General features: G+C 28.5%; 17 protein-coding genes. 6 read left to right on the forward strand and 11 right to left on the reverse strand.

Features of this window, described 5'->3' with window-relative positions; genetic code table 11:
- The coding region (locus ACTTAT_RS00005; RefSeq protein WP_440678999.1) for a lysophospholipid acyltransferase family protein at positions 1 to 849 on the forward strand (849 nt) is incomplete at its 5' end.
- Here ACTTAT_RS00005 and ACTTAT_RS00010 read toward each other — a convergent pair.
- Genes ACTTAT_RS00010 through xseA form a run of 3 tightly spaced genes read right to left on the reverse strand, consistent with a single transcriptional unit; the run spans position 846 to position 3005 of the window.
- Positions 846 to 1637, reverse strand: a complete 792-nt coding sequence (locus ACTTAT_RS00010) for a M23 family metallopeptidase (protein ID WP_440679000.1) — start codon at positions 1635 to 1637, stop codon at positions 846 to 848. The genes ACTTAT_RS00005 and ACTTAT_RS00010 overlap by 4 nt on opposite strands.
- Complete coding sequence (locus tag ACTTAT_RS00015; RefSeq protein ID WP_440679001.1) at positions 1630 to 1812, reverse strand: DUF2093 domain-containing protein; 183 nt, start codon at positions 1810 to 1812, stop codon at positions 1630 to 1632. Before ACTTAT_RS00015 ends, ACTTAT_RS00010 begins: the two co-directional genes overlap by 8 nt.
- Positions 1809 to 3005, reverse strand: coding sequence for an exodeoxyribonuclease VII large subunit (gene xseA / locus ACTTAT_RS00020; protein ID WP_440679003.1), 1197 nt, complete (start codon positions 3003 to 3005; stop codon positions 1809 to 1811). The genes ACTTAT_RS00015 and xseA overlap by 4 nt, the downstream gene beginning before the upstream one ends.
- Before the next feature lie 22 nt (positions 3006 to 3027).
- Here xseA and purD point away from each other — a divergent pair, with 22 nt between their 5' ends.
- Positions 3028 to 4287 (forward strand): phosphoribosylamine--glycine ligase, encoded by a 1260-nt coding sequence (gene purD, locus ACTTAT_RS00025; RefSeq protein WP_440679004.1) that lies wholly within the window; start codon positions 3028 to 3030, stop codon positions 4285 to 4287.
- Here the strand turns inward: purD and ACTTAT_RS00030 are convergent, their stop codons facing one another.
- Positions 4288 to 4764, reverse strand: a complete 477-nt coding sequence (locus ACTTAT_RS00030; RefSeq protein WP_440679005.1) for a nucleoside deaminase — start codon at positions 4762 to 4764, stop codon at positions 4288 to 4290. It lies immediately after the preceding gene.
- Here ACTTAT_RS00030 and ACTTAT_RS00035 point away from each other — a divergent pair.
- Both ACTTAT_RS00035 and rsmD read left to right on the forward strand, forming a co-directional pair.
- On the forward strand, positions 4756 to 5493 hold the full coding sequence (locus ACTTAT_RS00035; RefSeq protein ID WP_440679006.1) for a pseudouridine synthase: 738 nt from the start codon (positions 4756 to 4758) through the stop codon (positions 5491 to 5493). The two genes, ACTTAT_RS00030 and ACTTAT_RS00035, sit on opposite strands and share 9 nt — an antisense overlap.
- A complete protein-coding gene (gene rsmD / locus ACTTAT_RS00040) occupies positions 5462 to 6025 on the forward strand; it encodes a 16S rRNA (guanine(966)-N(2))-methyltransferase RsmD (RefSeq protein WP_440679007.1) in 564 nt (187 codons plus the stop codon). The genes ACTTAT_RS00035 and rsmD overlap by 32 nt, the downstream gene beginning before the upstream one ends.
- Here the strand turns inward: rsmD and ACTTAT_RS00045 are convergent.
- The 7 genes from ACTTAT_RS00045 to ACTTAT_RS00075 are packed head-to-tail and all read right to left on the reverse strand — an operon-like array spanning position 6015 to position 13922.
- A complete protein-coding gene (locus ACTTAT_RS00045) occupies positions 6015 to 7238 on the reverse strand; it encodes a hypothetical protein (RefSeq protein WP_440679008.1) in 1224 nt (407 codons plus the stop codon). The genes rsmD and ACTTAT_RS00045 overlap by 11 nt on opposite strands.
- Positions 7238 to 7558: a DUF3035 domain-containing protein gene (locus tag ACTTAT_RS00050; protein WP_440679009.1), complete on the reverse strand. Its 321-nt coding sequence runs from the start codon at positions 7556 to 7558 to the stop codon at positions 7238 to 7240. The genes ACTTAT_RS00045 and ACTTAT_RS00050 overlap by 1 nt, the downstream gene beginning before the upstream one ends.
- 4 nt (positions 7559 to 7562) lie before the next feature.
- Positions 7563 to 8057 (reverse strand): signal peptidase II, encoded by a 495-nt coding sequence (gene lspA, locus ACTTAT_RS00055; RefSeq protein ID WP_440679010.1) that lies wholly within the window; start codon positions 8055 to 8057, stop codon positions 7563 to 7565.
- The gene (gene ileS / locus ACTTAT_RS00060) at positions 8029 to 10785 is read right to left on the reverse strand and encodes an isoleucine--tRNA ligase (RefSeq protein ID WP_440679011.1); all 2757 of its coding nucleotides are present in this window, start codon (positions 10783 to 10785) and stop codon (positions 8029 to 8031) included. Before ileS ends, lspA begins: the two co-directional genes overlap by 29 nt.
- Positions 10778 to 11686, reverse strand: a complete 909-nt coding sequence (locus ACTTAT_RS00065; protein ID WP_440679012.1) for a bifunctional riboflavin kinase/FAD synthetase — start codon at positions 11684 to 11686, stop codon at positions 10778 to 10780. The genes ileS and ACTTAT_RS00065 overlap by 8 nt, the downstream gene beginning before the upstream one ends.
- Position 11687: 1 nt before the next feature.
- On the reverse strand, positions 11688 to 12554 hold the full coding sequence (locus ACTTAT_RS00070; protein WP_440679013.1) for a TIGR01459 family HAD-type hydrolase: 867 nt from the start codon (positions 12552 to 12554) through the stop codon (positions 11688 to 11690).
- 3 nt (positions 12555 to 12557) lie between these two features.
- Positions 12558 to 13922 carry an aspartate aminotransferase family protein gene (locus ACTTAT_RS00075; RefSeq protein WP_440679297.1) on the reverse strand — a complete coding sequence of 455 codons (1365 nt, stop codon included), beginning with the start codon at positions 13920 to 13922 and terminating at the stop codon, positions 12558 to 12560.
- A gap of 115 nt (positions 13923 to 14037) precedes the next feature.
- On the opposite strand from ACTTAT_RS00075, the gene groES reads away from it, so the two are divergent.
- Positions 14038 to 14331 carry a co-chaperone GroES gene (gene groES, locus ACTTAT_RS00080; RefSeq protein ID WP_009359799.1) on the forward strand — a complete coding sequence of 98 codons (294 nt, stop codon included), beginning with the start codon at positions 14038 to 14040 and terminating at the stop codon, positions 14329 to 14331.
- 17 nt (positions 14332 to 14348) lie between these two features.
- Positions 14349 to 16007 (forward strand): chaperonin GroEL, encoded by a 1659-nt coding sequence (groL, locus tag ACTTAT_RS00085; protein WP_440679014.1) that lies wholly within the window; start codon positions 14349 to 14351, stop codon positions 16005 to 16007.
- The last annotated feature ends 11 nt before the right edge of the window (positions 16008 to 16018 follow it).

Raw genomic sequence — 16018 nt, forward strand, 5'->3', positions numbered from 1 at the left:
TTTATATTTGTAATATTTTTCTTTTTTATATTTAAAATATTAAGATTGAAATTATCTTCTAATCTAAGTTGTTTAATTTTTCAAAAAATTGGCCCTTTAATCAGAAATAATAAAACAATTACTAAGAATTTAAATTTGGTTTTTCCGAATAATGATGAAAATGAAAATAAAAAAATTATTAAAAATATGTGGTGTAATTATGGAAGAACTTTTGCTGAATATATGTTTCTTGGTTTTTTTAGAAAAAATAAATCTTTAAGTATCAAAGTAGAAAATTTATCAAAATTTGATGAGTTAAAAAAATTAAATAGACCTTTGCTTTTTTTCTCCGGTCACTTTGCTAATTTTGAATTGTTAGCCATGACTATTGAAAAAAACAATTTTAATATTTGTGCTCTATACCGTCCTTTAAATAATATTTTTCTAAATCCTGTTATGAAATATTTAAGAACCAAATATTTGTGCAAAGACCAAATTCCAAAATCTATTCCTGGCAAAAGTAAAGATGGTACCAGACAACTTTTAAACAGAATAAAAAATAAAAAACATATTGCTTTAATGGTTGACCAAAAAGTAAATGAAGGAATAAAAGTTGATTTATTTAAAAAAAAAGCTTTAACAATAAATATTCCAGCACAATTGGCACTTAAGCATGGATATTCACTCGTTCCAATAGAAATTAAACGAGAGTCAAATGCAAATTTTGTTATTCATATAAAAGAAAATATAAAAATTAATTCCGAAGATAATCAATTAAGTATTACAGAAAAAATTAACACAGAATTGGAAAAAATGATCTTAAATAATCCTGAGCAATGGATTTGGACACATGACAGGTGGAGGATTTAATTTTTTTTAATTACAAGATCTGGGTCAACAGGAATATTTCTGCAATATAATCTAAAATCTAAATGAGGACCTGTAGATCTTCCAGTTGACCCTACAGTCGCAATCAACTCGCCTTTTTTTACAAAATCCCCTTTCTTTACAAAAATCTTATCAAGGTGGGAATAAATGGAAATTAATCCATGTCCGTGTTCAATAATAATCGTTCCTCCAGTAAAAAATAGATTATTTGCTGCTAAAAGAACATTTCCAGAATTTGAATTTTTTATTTTTGTACCCTTTGCAGCCGCAATATCGATCCCATAATGTGGTCTTCTTGGTTTGCCATTTAAAACTCTCTGACTGCCAAAGACTCCTGTTGTTATACCATCAACTGGTCTTATAAAATCTTTAAAAAAAAAACTCAGATCAGAGTTTACATTTTTTGCCTTCGCAATTAATTTACCCTCTTTACGAATTCTTTTCATATCTTCATTATTGGGTGAGACTTTTCTTTTGGGCAAACCATCAATTTTTTGGACTTTAAATTTTCTACTTTTGACTGATTTAATAACTTGACTTGCTTTATTATCTTCACCTATAGAAATACTTATATTTTTTTTACGATCTCTTGAAATTCCAAAAACAAAGTATCCTTCTTTGCTTACTTTCAATTTTTTTTGATCTACATATATCTCATTTGAAGGATTTGTTTTTCCAATGATAAGGCTACCTTGTTCAAATGTTCCTTTTAATTCTAAAGCACAAACTTGATTTGTAATAAAAATAAAAGCAAAAAAAAATCTAATCATTCTGATATTTCTGAGCTACTTCTATTGGTGAAAAATAGGGTTCTTGAAGATCAACATTCCAATATTTCAAATCTTTTAATAGTATTTTTTTTCCAGAAACTATGCATATTACATAATCACCCTCTTCAATAATTTCAAAACTTCCATGATTATATTTTATTTTAGCTTCTCTCATTTTTTTACTTTAATACTAGCATGAACTAAATCTTTGTAGAATTGTATTTGAATAGTATCTTTATTTTTTTTTAAAATTTGTGGGTTTTTTATAAGTTTACCATTTCTATCTTTCAACAAAACAAATCCCCTCTCTAATATATTTTCAATATTCAAGTTTTTAAGAGATGAAGAAATATTGTTTAATTCTAAAGTCTTCAGCTTTATATGTGAAATTAAGTTTGAACTAATTAATTTTAAATTTGCAAAAAGATTTTTTTTTCTCTCAATAATTAAATTTTTTAGATTTTTTGTCTTAAAGAAACTACTTAAGTTAATTATTTCTTTTTGACTATCTGAAATGATAAAACTAATTTTTTGCTTCAAGCTTTTTACTAAAAAATTTATCTTATCCTTAAGGTTTTTTATCTCTGGAACAACTAACTCTGCTGCTGCCGTAGGTGTTGCGGCTCTGAGATCAGAAACAAAATCTAGAAGAGTGAAATCTGTTTCATGGCCAATTGCTGATATAATTGGAGTTTTATGCTCGAATACATGCCTAACTAATTTTTCATCATTGAATGGCATTAAATCTTCGACGCCACCTCCTCCTCTTGCAATTATGACTACATCAACATCATAGTTTTTAAAAAAATTTAAACCATTAATAATTTCATTTGATGCATTTAGACCTTGTACACTTACCGGATAAAGTTTTATATTTAGTGGAAACCTAGATTCTATCCTATCAATTACATCCATAATAACCGCTCCAGTAGGTGAAGTTATAACTCCAATTTTTTTTGGCAAAAAAGGAATTTGTTTTTTATGCGCTTCAGAAAATAAACCTTCGCTTTCTAATTTTTTTTTTCGTTGCTCGAATAGTTTGAGTAAAGCGCCCTCTCCTTTAACCTCTATTTGATTCACTTGAAGTTGGTAAGATGAAATACTACTTTTTGCATATGTGCTAATTTTACCCTCTGCAACGATTTCAATTCCATCTTCGGGTTGTATTTGCAGGTATGGAACTTTAGATGCCCAACAAACAGAATTTAGTACAAAATTTTCATCTTTAATTGTAAAGTACAAATGACCTTTAAAATTTTTCACACTTGAAATTTCACCTCTTACTCTGATGAGACTAAAATTTTCTTCAAGAATATTTTTTGCTAGATTTGAAAACTCAGTGACAGAAAATTCTGGAATATTATTCATTATCTTATAATAAAAGCTATATATGAACGTCTGTGTAATTGGAAGCGGTGGTAGAGAGCACGCTTTATGTTTTAAATTAAAACAATCTTTAAAACTGAAAAAACTATACTGTATGCCTGGAAATGCAGGTACTGAAGAAATAAGTACAAACTTAAATATTGATATTTCAAACTTTGAAAAAATTTATGAAACAATTAAAGAACATCAAATTGACTTGGTTGTGGTGGGACCTGAAATCCCCTTGGTACACGGAATTGTTGATTTCCTAGAAGATAAAAAAATTCGAGTTTTTGGGCCAAGTAAGAAAGCTGCTCAGCTTGAAGGTTCAAAAGTTTTTATGAAAGATATGTGTAAAAAATTTAATATACCTTCTGCTAAATTTTGTGAATTGAAATCAATTGAAGAGGCTGAAGAAAAATTAAAAGATTTTCAAGAACCAATTGTTGTTAAGGCTGATGGTTTAGCTGCAGGTAAGGGGGTTACTATTTGTGAAACTAAAGAGAAAGCACTAGATGATATTAAGAGTATTTTAAGTGGTAAATTTTCAACTTCAAGCAGAGTTATTATTGAAGAATTTTTAAAAGGTGAGGAAGCAAGCTATTTTGTGATTACTGATGGGAAAAATTTTAAACAAATTGGAACAGCTCAAGATCATAAAAGAATTGGAGAAAATGATACGGGACTAAATACTGGTGGTATGGGCGCTTATTCTCCCTCATTGATTATAGAAAAATCTGTAGAAAAAAAAATTATAAATAAAATTATTAAACCTACAATTCAAGGAATGGCAGAAATTGGCTGCAATTACAAAGGCATTTTATATGCTGGTTTAATGATTGATAATGGAGAACCAAAACTGATTGAATATAATATAAGATTTGGAGATCCTGAGTGCCAAGTACTAATGATAAGACTTGAAGATGATTTAATTGATTTAATTCAAAACTGTATAGATGAAAAATTGAATAATAATGAATTAAAATGGTCTAAAAATCCTTGTGTTACCATAGTAGCTGCCAGCAAAGGATATCCAGAAAAATTTGAAAAACTTAAAGAAATAAAAAATTTACCTAATAATGAAAAAAAATATGAACAAATGTTTCATGCGGGTACTATAAAAAAAGATGGAAAAATTTTTTCTAACGGCGGTAGAGTTCTTAATTCAACCGTATCAATGAAAGATTTGAAATCTGCCAGAGATAGAGCGCTGGATCTGCTTGATAAAATTGAATGGGAAAACAAATATTATAGACGTGATATCTGCTGGAGAGCTTTAAAATAACTATCTTTTTTTTTTAAAAAATTTTTTTAACAATTTTGAAAATTTTTCTTCTTGGAATCCATAATAGATATCAATTCTGTGACTTAAATTTTTTTTAAGACCTAATTTATAGTTATTAATTAATGCTCCATTCTTTTTGTCGTCCGTAGCAAAATAAACTCTACGTATTTTGCTTTGAAATATAACAGAAGAACACATTAAACATGGTTCTAACGAACAGTATAAATCCATACCGTCAAGCCTATTTTTATTGAGCTTTTTACAAGCTTTAATTATCGACATTATCTCGGCATGAGCGCATGGATTATTATCTTGAATATTTTGATTATGAGATTTCGATATAACCCTGTTATTTTTTGGATCAAAAATTAAAGCAGAGATTGGGACTTCTTTTTTTTTCTGAGCTTTGATTGACTGTTGATATAGAATGTCAAATATATAATTAAAATTATTGTTTATATTTATTTTATGAATCATACAAAAATTAGAATAGCCAAACTTTTAGCAAGTTACAATTATGGATCTCGTAGAGAAATAGAGAATTTAATATCTAATAAAAAGATAAAGCTTAATAGTAGGATTATTTTAACACCAGTAACATTTGCGAATGAAGAAGATAAAATTACAATTAATGGAAGTAAAGTACTTTTTAAAAAAAAAATTTCTATTTTAAAACTTTATAAGCCGAAAAATATTATTTGTTCAAAAAAAAAGCAAGATGAAAGGAAAATAATTTATGAGATAATAAGTTCTAAATACAAGAATTTTATTTTTGCTGGGAGATTAGATTTTAAAAGTGAAGGATTAATAATTCTTACTAATGACAGCTCTTTAACAAGAAATTTAGAGTTACCTAAAAACAAATTTGAAAGGAAGTACGAAGTTAGAGTTTTTGGAGATTTCAATATTGAAAAACTAAAATTAAAATCAAAAGGTACAAAAATCAATGGAGTTCAATACAAATCATTTGATTTCAAAATTAAATCAAAAATTAAAAAAAATACAATAATTGAAATGAATCTAAGAGAAGGGAAAAAAAATGAAATTAGAAATATTTTTAAGGATCTTAATTTGCAAGTAAATAAATTAAAAAGAATTTCTTATGGTCCATTTAAGTTGGATAATATGTTACCTGGTGATCTAAGAAAACCCTCTAAAATAGAATTGCAAAAATATGAGAATTATTTCAGGAATAAAAAAAGGTAAAAAACTCTTATTACCTGATCAGAATATTACAAGACCTTTGAAAGATAATGTAAAAGAAAATATTTTTAATATCTTAAAACATTCAAAAAACTTTAGAATAGAATTTGATAATATAAAAGTAATCGACTTTTTTTCTGGCTCTGGGTCTTTTGGAATTGAATGCATATCAAGAGGTGCATCACATGTAAAATTTTATGAAAATCATCCCCAAACTTCCAATGTACTTTTTCGAAATCTATCCAACAATTTTGATAAAAAAAAATTCGATATTATAAAAAAAAATTTTTTTTCTATTGATAAACTTTATTTGATAAAAACATTTAATCCAAATTTGATATTTATTGATCCACCTTATGAAATAAATGAATTTAAAAAAATTTTAAATTTTATAAATTTATTAACTGCATTTAAAAATATAATAATTATTCTTCATGTAAAAAAAACGAAAATTATTGACCTGCAAAATTTTAAATTTATTCAAGAAAAAATATATGGTCAGTCAAAAATTTTTTTTATGAAAACTATTTCTTAAAAATTTTTTCTTTAATTAATTGCACCGCAGGTTGGTTAAAAGGATCAATGCCAATCATTTTACCAAGTAAAATTGTTTCTAATATAAAGTAGGAAAATAATTCGATTAGATTTAATGGATCTTTATGATTAGATATATTTATAACTCTATGTGGTATTTTTTTATCGTAAAAAACATTTATTACAGATTTAAATTGCTTCTCAAGTAATTCAGATGGGGAATAGCTTTCAATGCTGACAAAATTTTGTTTTATAAAACTTTCATAATAAACTTCATCTGGTGGCGAAAATATATTAAAAAATTTATCTTTTGGACCATCGAGATATAATTGCATCATGCTATGATGGTCTTTTGGGCATATGGATGTAATTGGTGTCATTCCTTTGCCGTGTTTACCCAAACTTTCTGCATGTAGCTGATGGAACCAATAAGAAAAATGTTTTAACCTATAATTATACAATAGATTGCAATACATATTCAATTTCATCTCGTCTAAACATGTTAAAATGATTGCAGCGTTTTTTATAGGACTTAGATCATCAATTGCGTTATTTAATAATTTAATAAATTTTTCTGATCCTTTTTCTACAATAATTTTATCATCTTGTAATATAGGCAACATCCCAGTTTCTGATAAAATTGAAAACCTTCCTCCAATATTTTTATTATGCTCAATAATTTGAATATCATTTTTTTGAGCAAATGATCTTAAAGCATTTTCTCTATTTTCTGTAATAATTAATATTGAATCAAATATATTATGGTTCTTAATTTTATTACTTTCCAATATAAGCAAATTTAGTAACGCCAAAGTTTCAAACGTATCTCCAGATTTCGATATAACAAAGAAAAAATAATCACTAATTTTATTTTCTAAAAAGAAATTTTTAAAATAATTATAGTCAAGATTATCAAAAAATATTATTTCATTATTAATGTAAAAAGACAAAGCTTTAGCTCCTGAAGAGGATCCTCCCAGGCCAATAACTACTTTTTTTTTATTTTGATAAGAAATTTTTCTTCTAATACTTCTAATTTTTTTTTGATAATTTTCCGTGAAAGATTCCAATACTTCATTACTACCGTTTTGAAACTCCTTCAAAATTTTATCTGAAGAACTAATGGCGAGATCTATATTTTTTTTATATTTTGTATTTTTATCTAGGTTTAAGCCTTTTTTATCAAAGAAAAAACTATTATTGAAACTGATCATTAATTTCCTATTTGTTTAAGAATCTCTTTCTCAATAATGTCTGCTCCTTGGCTTTGTTCTATTTTATCATTCTTTGTATTTTGGTCTGCTGCCAAATTTTTGTCTACAATATTTTTTGCATTATTTGTTTGATCTTTTTTAACCTCGACTTGCTTACTACCTGGGGGCAATAAATCAAAATCTGGAGGAACTTGTATTGGCTTGTTTTTTATAACCAAAAACTCATCGGGTGGATCTTTTTCTAAACCAAGTCCTTTTTTTAAACTCTCGCAACTATTTGCAAAAAATAATAATATTGTTGATATAATAAACTTTTTCATTTTATCATTTTTCTTTAAACTTAATAATATCAAAAATCACAAGAAGCAATATCCCTATGCTTATCAATACATCAGATACGTTAAATATAAACCAATGAAATTCTTTATAATGCAGGTCAATAAAGTCCGGAACAGCATTGTAAAAAAATCGATCAAATAAATTACCAACTGCACCACCAGCAATTATAGAGAAAAAAACCATCTCATATTTTTTTTTAGTTTTAAAAATTAAATAAATAATAAAAATAATTATAGCTAAAATGAATATTGAAATAAAATGGTATGCAATATTTTCACTCTGCAATAAACCGAATGCGATTCCCTTATTCCAGACAAGCGATAAATTTAAAAAATCATTAACGTAATAATTATCCAAATTACTAGTTATAAAAAAATTAATAGTATAAATTTTAGTAAATCTATCGAGCAAAAAACATATTAAAATTATTGAAGAGATTGCAAAAATTTTTTTATATAACTGGGCAATTTTTTCGTTCACAAGTACCTTCTGAAATTTTCCAACAATGATTACATTTTGATCCGGTTGCCTTTTTTACTAAAACTTTAATACCACTTACCGAAGCTAAATTATCCATTTCATCGTTATCATCTTTTTTAAAATTCACTTTTGAACAAATCAAAAAGTCATTTAATTTAACTCTATCAAATATAGTTTCAAATTTTTTATCAGCAGAAATATTTACTTCTACCTCTAATCCAGATTTAATAATTTTATTATCTCTCATTTCTTCAATTATTTGATTTATTTCAAATTTAATTTTCTTTAATGTTTCCCAATCTATTTTGTTAAATTCTAACTGATCCCTAAAATCAATTTTTTTAAAATCAACTAAGAAAATACTTTCCTCAAGCATTAAATTCTTATTATTCTGACTAGTCCTTAAGATTTGAAATACTTCTTCGATGGTAAAAGATATAATTGGATTGAGCCATTTTATTAAAAATAATAAAGTTACTTTTAAAATATTTACGCACTGTATTCTTTTAAGATTTTCAAAATCGTCACAATATAATGTATCTTTTCTAATATCAAAATAGAATGATGATAAGTCTACTGTGCAAAAATTTAATAATTCAACATAAATTTTATGGAAATCATTTTCTTTAGTATATTCATAAAATTTCTCGTCTAATTCTGAAATTTTATTAAGAACAAATGAGTCGATAATATCCAAATTTTCAAAACTCATATTTTCAGTTTCATCAAATGAAAAATTATCAGATATGTTACCTAATAAAAATCTTAATGTATTTCTTATTTTTCTATATGACTCAGAATGTTGCGATACTATGGACTGGTCAATTTTTAGATCTTCAGAATAATCAGAGGCCACGACCCATAATCTCAAAATATCTGCGCCATTTTTTTTTATAATTTCTTCAGGGGCAACTACATTGCCCAATGACTTTGACATTTTTTGTCCTTTGCCATCAACAACAAATCCGTGTGTTAAAACACTTTTGTATGGGGCCTTACCTCTCGTCCCAACAGAGTGAAGTAAAGAAGAATGAAACCAGCCCCTATGTTGATCAGAGCCCTCTAAATACATATCAGCTGGCCATTTTAAATCTTCCCTATTTTCTAAAACATAAGAGTGCGTAGATCCAGAGTCAAACCAGACCTCAACTATATCTTCTACTTTAACATATTTATCTGAATCATAATTTTTACCTAAAAACTCAGATTGATCTCTTTTATACCACGCATCACTTCCTTCGGTTTTAAATATCTCATAAATACGTTTATTAACTTCTTCATCTACAATTGGCTCATGAGTTTGTTTGTCGATAAAAATTGGCATTGGGACACCCCAAAACCTCTGTCTTGAGATGCACCAGTCAGGCCTGGTCTCTATCATTCCATGAATCCTATTTTTTCCAACAGGGGGGTAAAAATCAGTAGACTCAATATTTTCTAAAGCTTTTTTTCTTAATTTATTTTTATCCATTGATATGAACCACTGTGGTGTAGCTCTATGAACAAGCGGAGCCTTGGATCTCCATGAATGCGGATAGCTATGCCTATATTCTGCAGTAAAAACTAATTTGTCTAATTTTTTTAATTCTTCAATGATTACTTTGTCTGCCTTAAAAATATGAATTCCTTCAAAATTTTTAATTATTTTTGTGTAATGACCATTATCATCAATTGTATTCTCAGCCTTAATTCCATTTTTTAATCCCAGAGCAAAATCATCAGGTCCATGACTAGGTGCAATATGTACAATACCGGTACCTTGATCAATAGTAACGAAATCAGCTTCTAATAAAGGGACATCGAACTTATAGTCCAAATCATGAAAAGGATGATTGGCCTTAAGGCCTTTTAATTCACTGCCATTAAAGGTTTCAACTAACTTAGGTTTCTTTTTAATCGCGGTTACAAAGTCTTCAAGTAAGTCTATGGCAATTATAAATTTGTCTTTATTTTCATTTTCATAAATTCCATACTCTAAATTAGAATTATAGGCCAATGCTCTATTGCAAGGTATCGTCCAAGGAGTAGTAGTCCAAATAATAATATTTAAATCATCATGTCCTCTAAATTGGTTTTTTAATTGAAACTTAACATAAATCTGATTTGAAATATGGTCTTGATACTCTACCTCAGCATCAGCTAATGCAGTAGCTTCAACCACTGACCATAAGACAGGTTTATAGCCTTTGTATAAACCACCATTCTTTAAAAATCTCAAAATTTCAATTGCTATTTGCGCCTCTGCATCGTTTGACATTGTCGCGTAATAATTTTCCCAATCTCCAAAAACGCCAAGTCTTCTGAATTGATTTTTTTGAATTTCAATCCACTCTTTTGCAAATTCTCTACACTGATTTCTAAAATCTAAAATTGATATATTTTTTTTATCAATTCCTTTTTTTTTATTTTGTTCTTCTATTTTCCATTCAATTGGTAAACCATGACAATCCCATCCTGGTACATATGGACAATCCTTACCATCAATAGATTTGAATTTAACAACTATATCTTTTAATATTTTATTTAATGCAGTTCCTATATGAATATTTCCATTAGCATAAGGGGGTCCATCATGCAGAATAAACTGCTCTCTACCTGATCTTTTTAATCTAATTTTTTTGTATAAATCAATCTCATTCCAAAATTTTATAGTTTCAGGCTCTTTTTGAGGAAGGTTTCCTCTCATTGGAAAATTTGTTTTTGGAAGATTGACAGAACTTTCAGACATTATTTAAAATTTTTTTTGCAGTTGTAATATCTTTTTTTATTTGATCTGTAAGATTTTTTTTTGTTTTAAATTTTTTTTCTTTTCTAATAAACTTAAAAAACTCAATTTTTACCTTTTTTTTATACAAATTTTTCACTGGACTAAATAAATGAGTTTCCAAAACCTCTCTTTTCTTTAATTTAAAAGTTGGAGCTATACCGAAATTACTTATTCCATTGTATGACCTATTATTTAAATAAAGCTTAGTTGCATAGACTCCACGGGAGGGTTGAATGCAATTATTTACAAAAAGATTCGCTGTTCTATATCCTAATTTACGTCCAATTTTATTACCGCTATTTACATTTCCAATGACAGACCAACTTCTACCTAATAATCTATTTGCTTTAGTAATTTTTCCAGCTTGAATCAATTTTCTAATTTGTGATGAGGAAATTTTTACTCCAGAAATTTTTTTCTGATTTGCAATTTTTGTATTGAAGTAGCTCTTTAACAAATTTGGTGTACCCGTTCTATTTTTTCCAAATTTGAATTCTTTGCCAATAATTATTTTTGAAGGAGATATTTTTCTTTTTAAAATTTCTTTAACAAAAATATCAGCGTTTTTATTTCTTAAACTATTATTAAATTTTAAAATTATCAAAAAATCTAATTTATATTTTGATAAAAGATTCTCTTTTTCTGTATTAGAAATGATTTTAAAATATTTATCTTTTGAAAAAAATTCTTTCGGATTTGGATCAAATGTTAATAAACCAAATTTCAGATTACTTTTTTTGCCTAATTTTTTAGCTTCATTTAAAATTGATATGTGGCCTTTGTGCAAACCATCAAAATTACCAATGACTAAAATTGAATTTTTTGTAAGTTTTAAATTAAATTTGTTCCTTAATATTTTCATTTTACCATTTTAATTCTTGTTGAAATTTAATTATTCTTAAACTTTCCATTTCATTTGACTTCAATAATTTATCAAAATTTAAATTATTATTTCTAAAAAAATCTTTATAGATTCCATTTAATATTAATAAAGAATCAATTTTGTAATTCTGCGCTCCACAAATATCTGTTTTTAAATTATCACCAACAGCTAAAATTTTATCTTTTTCCTCAATTAAACCAAACTGTTTAATAATTTGGTCTTTAGTAAAATTATATATTTCGTCATAAGGTTTCCCAAAATATTTTACCCTACCGCCAAGTTTTTTATAATATTTGGCCAAAGCACCAGCACAAAATTCTATTTTGTCACCTCTTGAGACAACCTCATCAGGATTTGCGCATATAAAAACTTTTTCTTTATTGATTAATTCAATGAACAAGCTTTGATAATTTGAAATATCTTGACCAATTTTATCAATTAGACCTGTACAAACCACTTCATCTGATTCGTGAACATTTTTTGTAATATTTTTGATGTCGTAAAATAGATCATTATCTTTACCGGGCCCTAGATGATAAAATTTTTTATCACTACTTTCTAAAACATAATTCCTGGTGACATCACCTGAGGTAATTAATAAATCAATTAGATTTAATTCAAAGTTCAATTTTAATAAAAATTTTTTTACAGTTTTACTTGTTCTTGGGGCATTTGAAATTAAAACTACTTTTTTATTTTCATTTTTTAATTTTTTTAAAACATAAATTGCATTATCAAATAATTTAACGCCGTTGTGTATTACGCCCCATAAGTCTACTAGATATATATTATATTGATCTGAAATATTTCTAAAATTAACTATCTCTTCTGGCGACTGTTGATTCATATTTTATGCAGTTTTCTGAAGAGTGATTTTTAAATTTTCTATTAATTGATCAATTTGATTTTTTTCAATTATTAATGGTGGTGACAAAGCTATAATATCACCAGTTACTCTTAATAATGTTTTTTGATCTTCAAAAGCTTCGCACAAAACATTATATGCTCTCCTTGAAGGCTTTCCGTCTATAGGCTCAAGCTCGATAGCTCCAATTAGTCCTAGATTTCTAATATCAATTATATTTCTAACTCCCTTTAAAGAATGTACTGCCTCTTCCCAATATGTAGATAATTCATTTGCTCTTTCAAAGAGTTTTTCATCTTCATAAAGTTTTAAAGCGGCCAAGGATGCTGCGCAGGCTAACGGATGGGCTGAATAAGTGTATCCATGAAACAGATCAATTGTCTTTTCTTCTTTATTCATGAATGCTTCAAAAATTTTATCTTGCACTAAAACTGCACCCATTGGTACCGTTCCACTGTTTATACCTTTTGCTAAACATATAAGGTCAGGTGTAATATTAAAATATTGACTTGCAAAAGCCTTACCTAGTCTTCCAAAACCAGTAATCACTTCATCAAAAATTAAAAGAATATCGTTTGTGTCACATATTTTTTTTAATTTATCTAAATAATTTTTAGGTGGAATTAATACACCAGTTGAACCCGCAACTGGTTCCACAATAACAGCTGCTATATTATCCGATCCGTGATCTTGGATCATTTTTTCTAACTCATTTGTAAGCTCTTCACCCCAGCTTGGCTGACCTTTAGAGAAAGCATTTTTTTCTAAATTGTGTGTATCTTTTAAATGATAAACTTCTGGTAAAAATTTATTAAACTGACTTCTATTTTTTTCGATGCCACCGACTGAAACTCCACCAAAATTAGTTCCGTGATACCCTCTGTTTCTGCCAATAAGTATTCTTTTTTTTTCTTTGCCCTTTTCTCTCCAATAAGAGAGGGCAATTTTTAAAGCACTTTCAACTGCCTCTGATCCTGAGTTTCCAAAAAAAACATGATTAAATCCGTCTGGAGCCATTTGAGATAATTTAGAACTCAATTCAAATGATTTTGGGTGCCCCATGTTGAAAGCAGGCGCAAAATCTAGTTCACTTGCTTGATTTTTAATTGCCTCAACTATTGGCTCTCGATTATGACCGGCATTACAACACCATAACCCAGCTACACCATCCAAAATTTTTTCTCCGGAAGGTGTGTAATAATACATACCCTTCGCTTTTGAAATTAATCGAGGTTTTTTTTTAAAGTGTTTATTTGCAGAAAAAGGCATCCATAAAGATTCTAAATCATTTGGAAAATTTGCAGACTGGCTAGATTTCAAGGCTTTTTTGATAGAACTAAATACAGACATCATTTAGCATATACTGTAAAATAGCTCTAAAAACCACATATTCTGCATTTTAGTAACCCCTTGAAAATTTTCGATTCATCATCATATCTCTGCCATAACGTTAAAGGAGAAAACTATGAAATTCAGACCGTTACACGATAGAGTGTTAGTTGAATCATTAGAAAGTGAAGAAAAAACTGCTGGGGGAATTATTATTCCTGATACTGCAAAAGAAAAACCTCAAGAAGGTAAAGTTGTTGCGGTAGGACCAGGAGCTAAATCAGAAGATGGAAAAATTACACCAATGGATGTCAAAGTAGGTGATCAAATTCTTTTTGGAAAGTGGTCAGGAACTGAAGTTAAGATTGATGGAAAAGAATATTCTATCATGAAAGAAAGTGACATCATGGGAGTAATTGCAAAGAAATAATTTAGGAGGAAATTAAAATGGCAGGAAAAATTGTAAAATTTGATACAGAAGCTAGAAACTCAATGCTTAAAGGCGTTGATATTCTTGCTAATGCCGTAAAAGTTACTTTAGGACCAAAAGGAAGAAATGTTGTGATTGATAAATCTTTTGGAGCTCCAAGGATTACTAAAGACGGTGTTACTGTAGCAAAAGAAGTTGAGCTGGAAGATAAGTTTGAGAACATGGGAGCTCAAATGGTAAAAGAAGTTGCCAGTAAAACAAATGACGAAGCTGGTGATGGAACTACAACCTCAACTGTGCTAGCTCAATCAATTGCTAAAGAAGGTTGTAAGTATGTATCTGCAGGAATGAATCCAATGGATTTAAAAAGAGGTATTGATACTGCAATTGAGAAAGTGATTGAAGAAATTAAAAACAGTTCAAAGAAAGTAAAGACTAGTGAGGAAATTGCACAAGTTGGAACAATCTCTGCAAATGGTGAAAAAGAAATTGGAGATATGATTTCTAAAGCTATGCAGAAAGTTGGTAACGAAGGTGTGATCACAGTAGAAGAAGCAAAAGGTCTTCAAACTGAACTAGATGTAGTTGAAGGTATGCAGTTTGACAGAGGTTTCTTGTCACCATACTTTATCACTAACTCGGACAAAATGGTTGCTGAACTAGATAATCCACTAATTTTATTATGTGAGAAAAAACTATCTAACCTGCAATCAATTGTTCCTCTTTTAGAATCTGTTGTTCAATCTTCTAGATCACTATTAATTATTGCTGAAGAAGTTGAGGGTGAAGCTTTAGCGACTTTAGTTGTAAACAAGTTAAGAGGTGGTTTAAAAGTTGTTGCGGTTAAAGCTCCAGGTTTTGGAGATAGAAGAAAAGCAATGTTAGAAGATATTGCAATTTTAACTGGTGGAACTTTAATATCAGAGGACTTAGGTATCAAATTAGAAAACGTAAAAATTGATGATCTGGGTTCTTGTAAAAAAATCAAAGTAGATAAAGATAACACTACAATTGTTGATGGATCAGGTAAGAAAAATGATATCGAAGCAAGATGTGGTTCAATCAGAAAGCAAATTGAAGAGTCTACTTCTGATTATGATAAAGAAAAACTTCAAGAAAGACTTGCAAAACTTGCAGGTGGTGTTGCAGTAATCAAAGTTGGTGGTGCGACTGAAGTTGAAGTTAAAGAAAGAAAAGATAGAGTGGATGATGCACTTAACGCAACTAGAGCAGCTGTAGAAGAGGGGGTTGTAACTGGTGGTGGTTGTGCTCTTTTATATGCGTCAGAAACTTTAAATAGCATTAAAGTCAAAGGTGATGATCAAAAAGCTGGTGTTGAAATTGTTAAAAAAGCACTCCAAGCACCTATTAGACAGATCATCTCAAACGCAGGTGTTGATGCGTCAGTTGTTGTTGGAAAACTTTTAGAAGGAAAAAAAGGTTCTAACGGTTACGATGCACAGTCTGAAGAGTATTGTGACATGTTCCAAAAAGGAATTATCGACCCTACAAAAGTAGTAAGAACAGCTCTTCAAGATGCTGCATCAATTGCTAGTTTATTAATTACAACTGAAGCAATGATTGCAGATAAACCAGATGATAAAGATTCTAGTCCAGCTGGCGGTATGCCTCCAATGGGTGGTGGAATGCCTGGCATGGGCGGAATGGGAATGTAAAACCATTCACC

The sequence above is a fragment of the Candidatus Pelagibacter sp. HIMB1517 genome (genome assembly GCF_052047895.1).
Taxonomy (GTDB): domain Bacteria; phylum Pseudomonadota; class Alphaproteobacteria; order Pelagibacterales; family Pelagibacteraceae; genus HIMB114.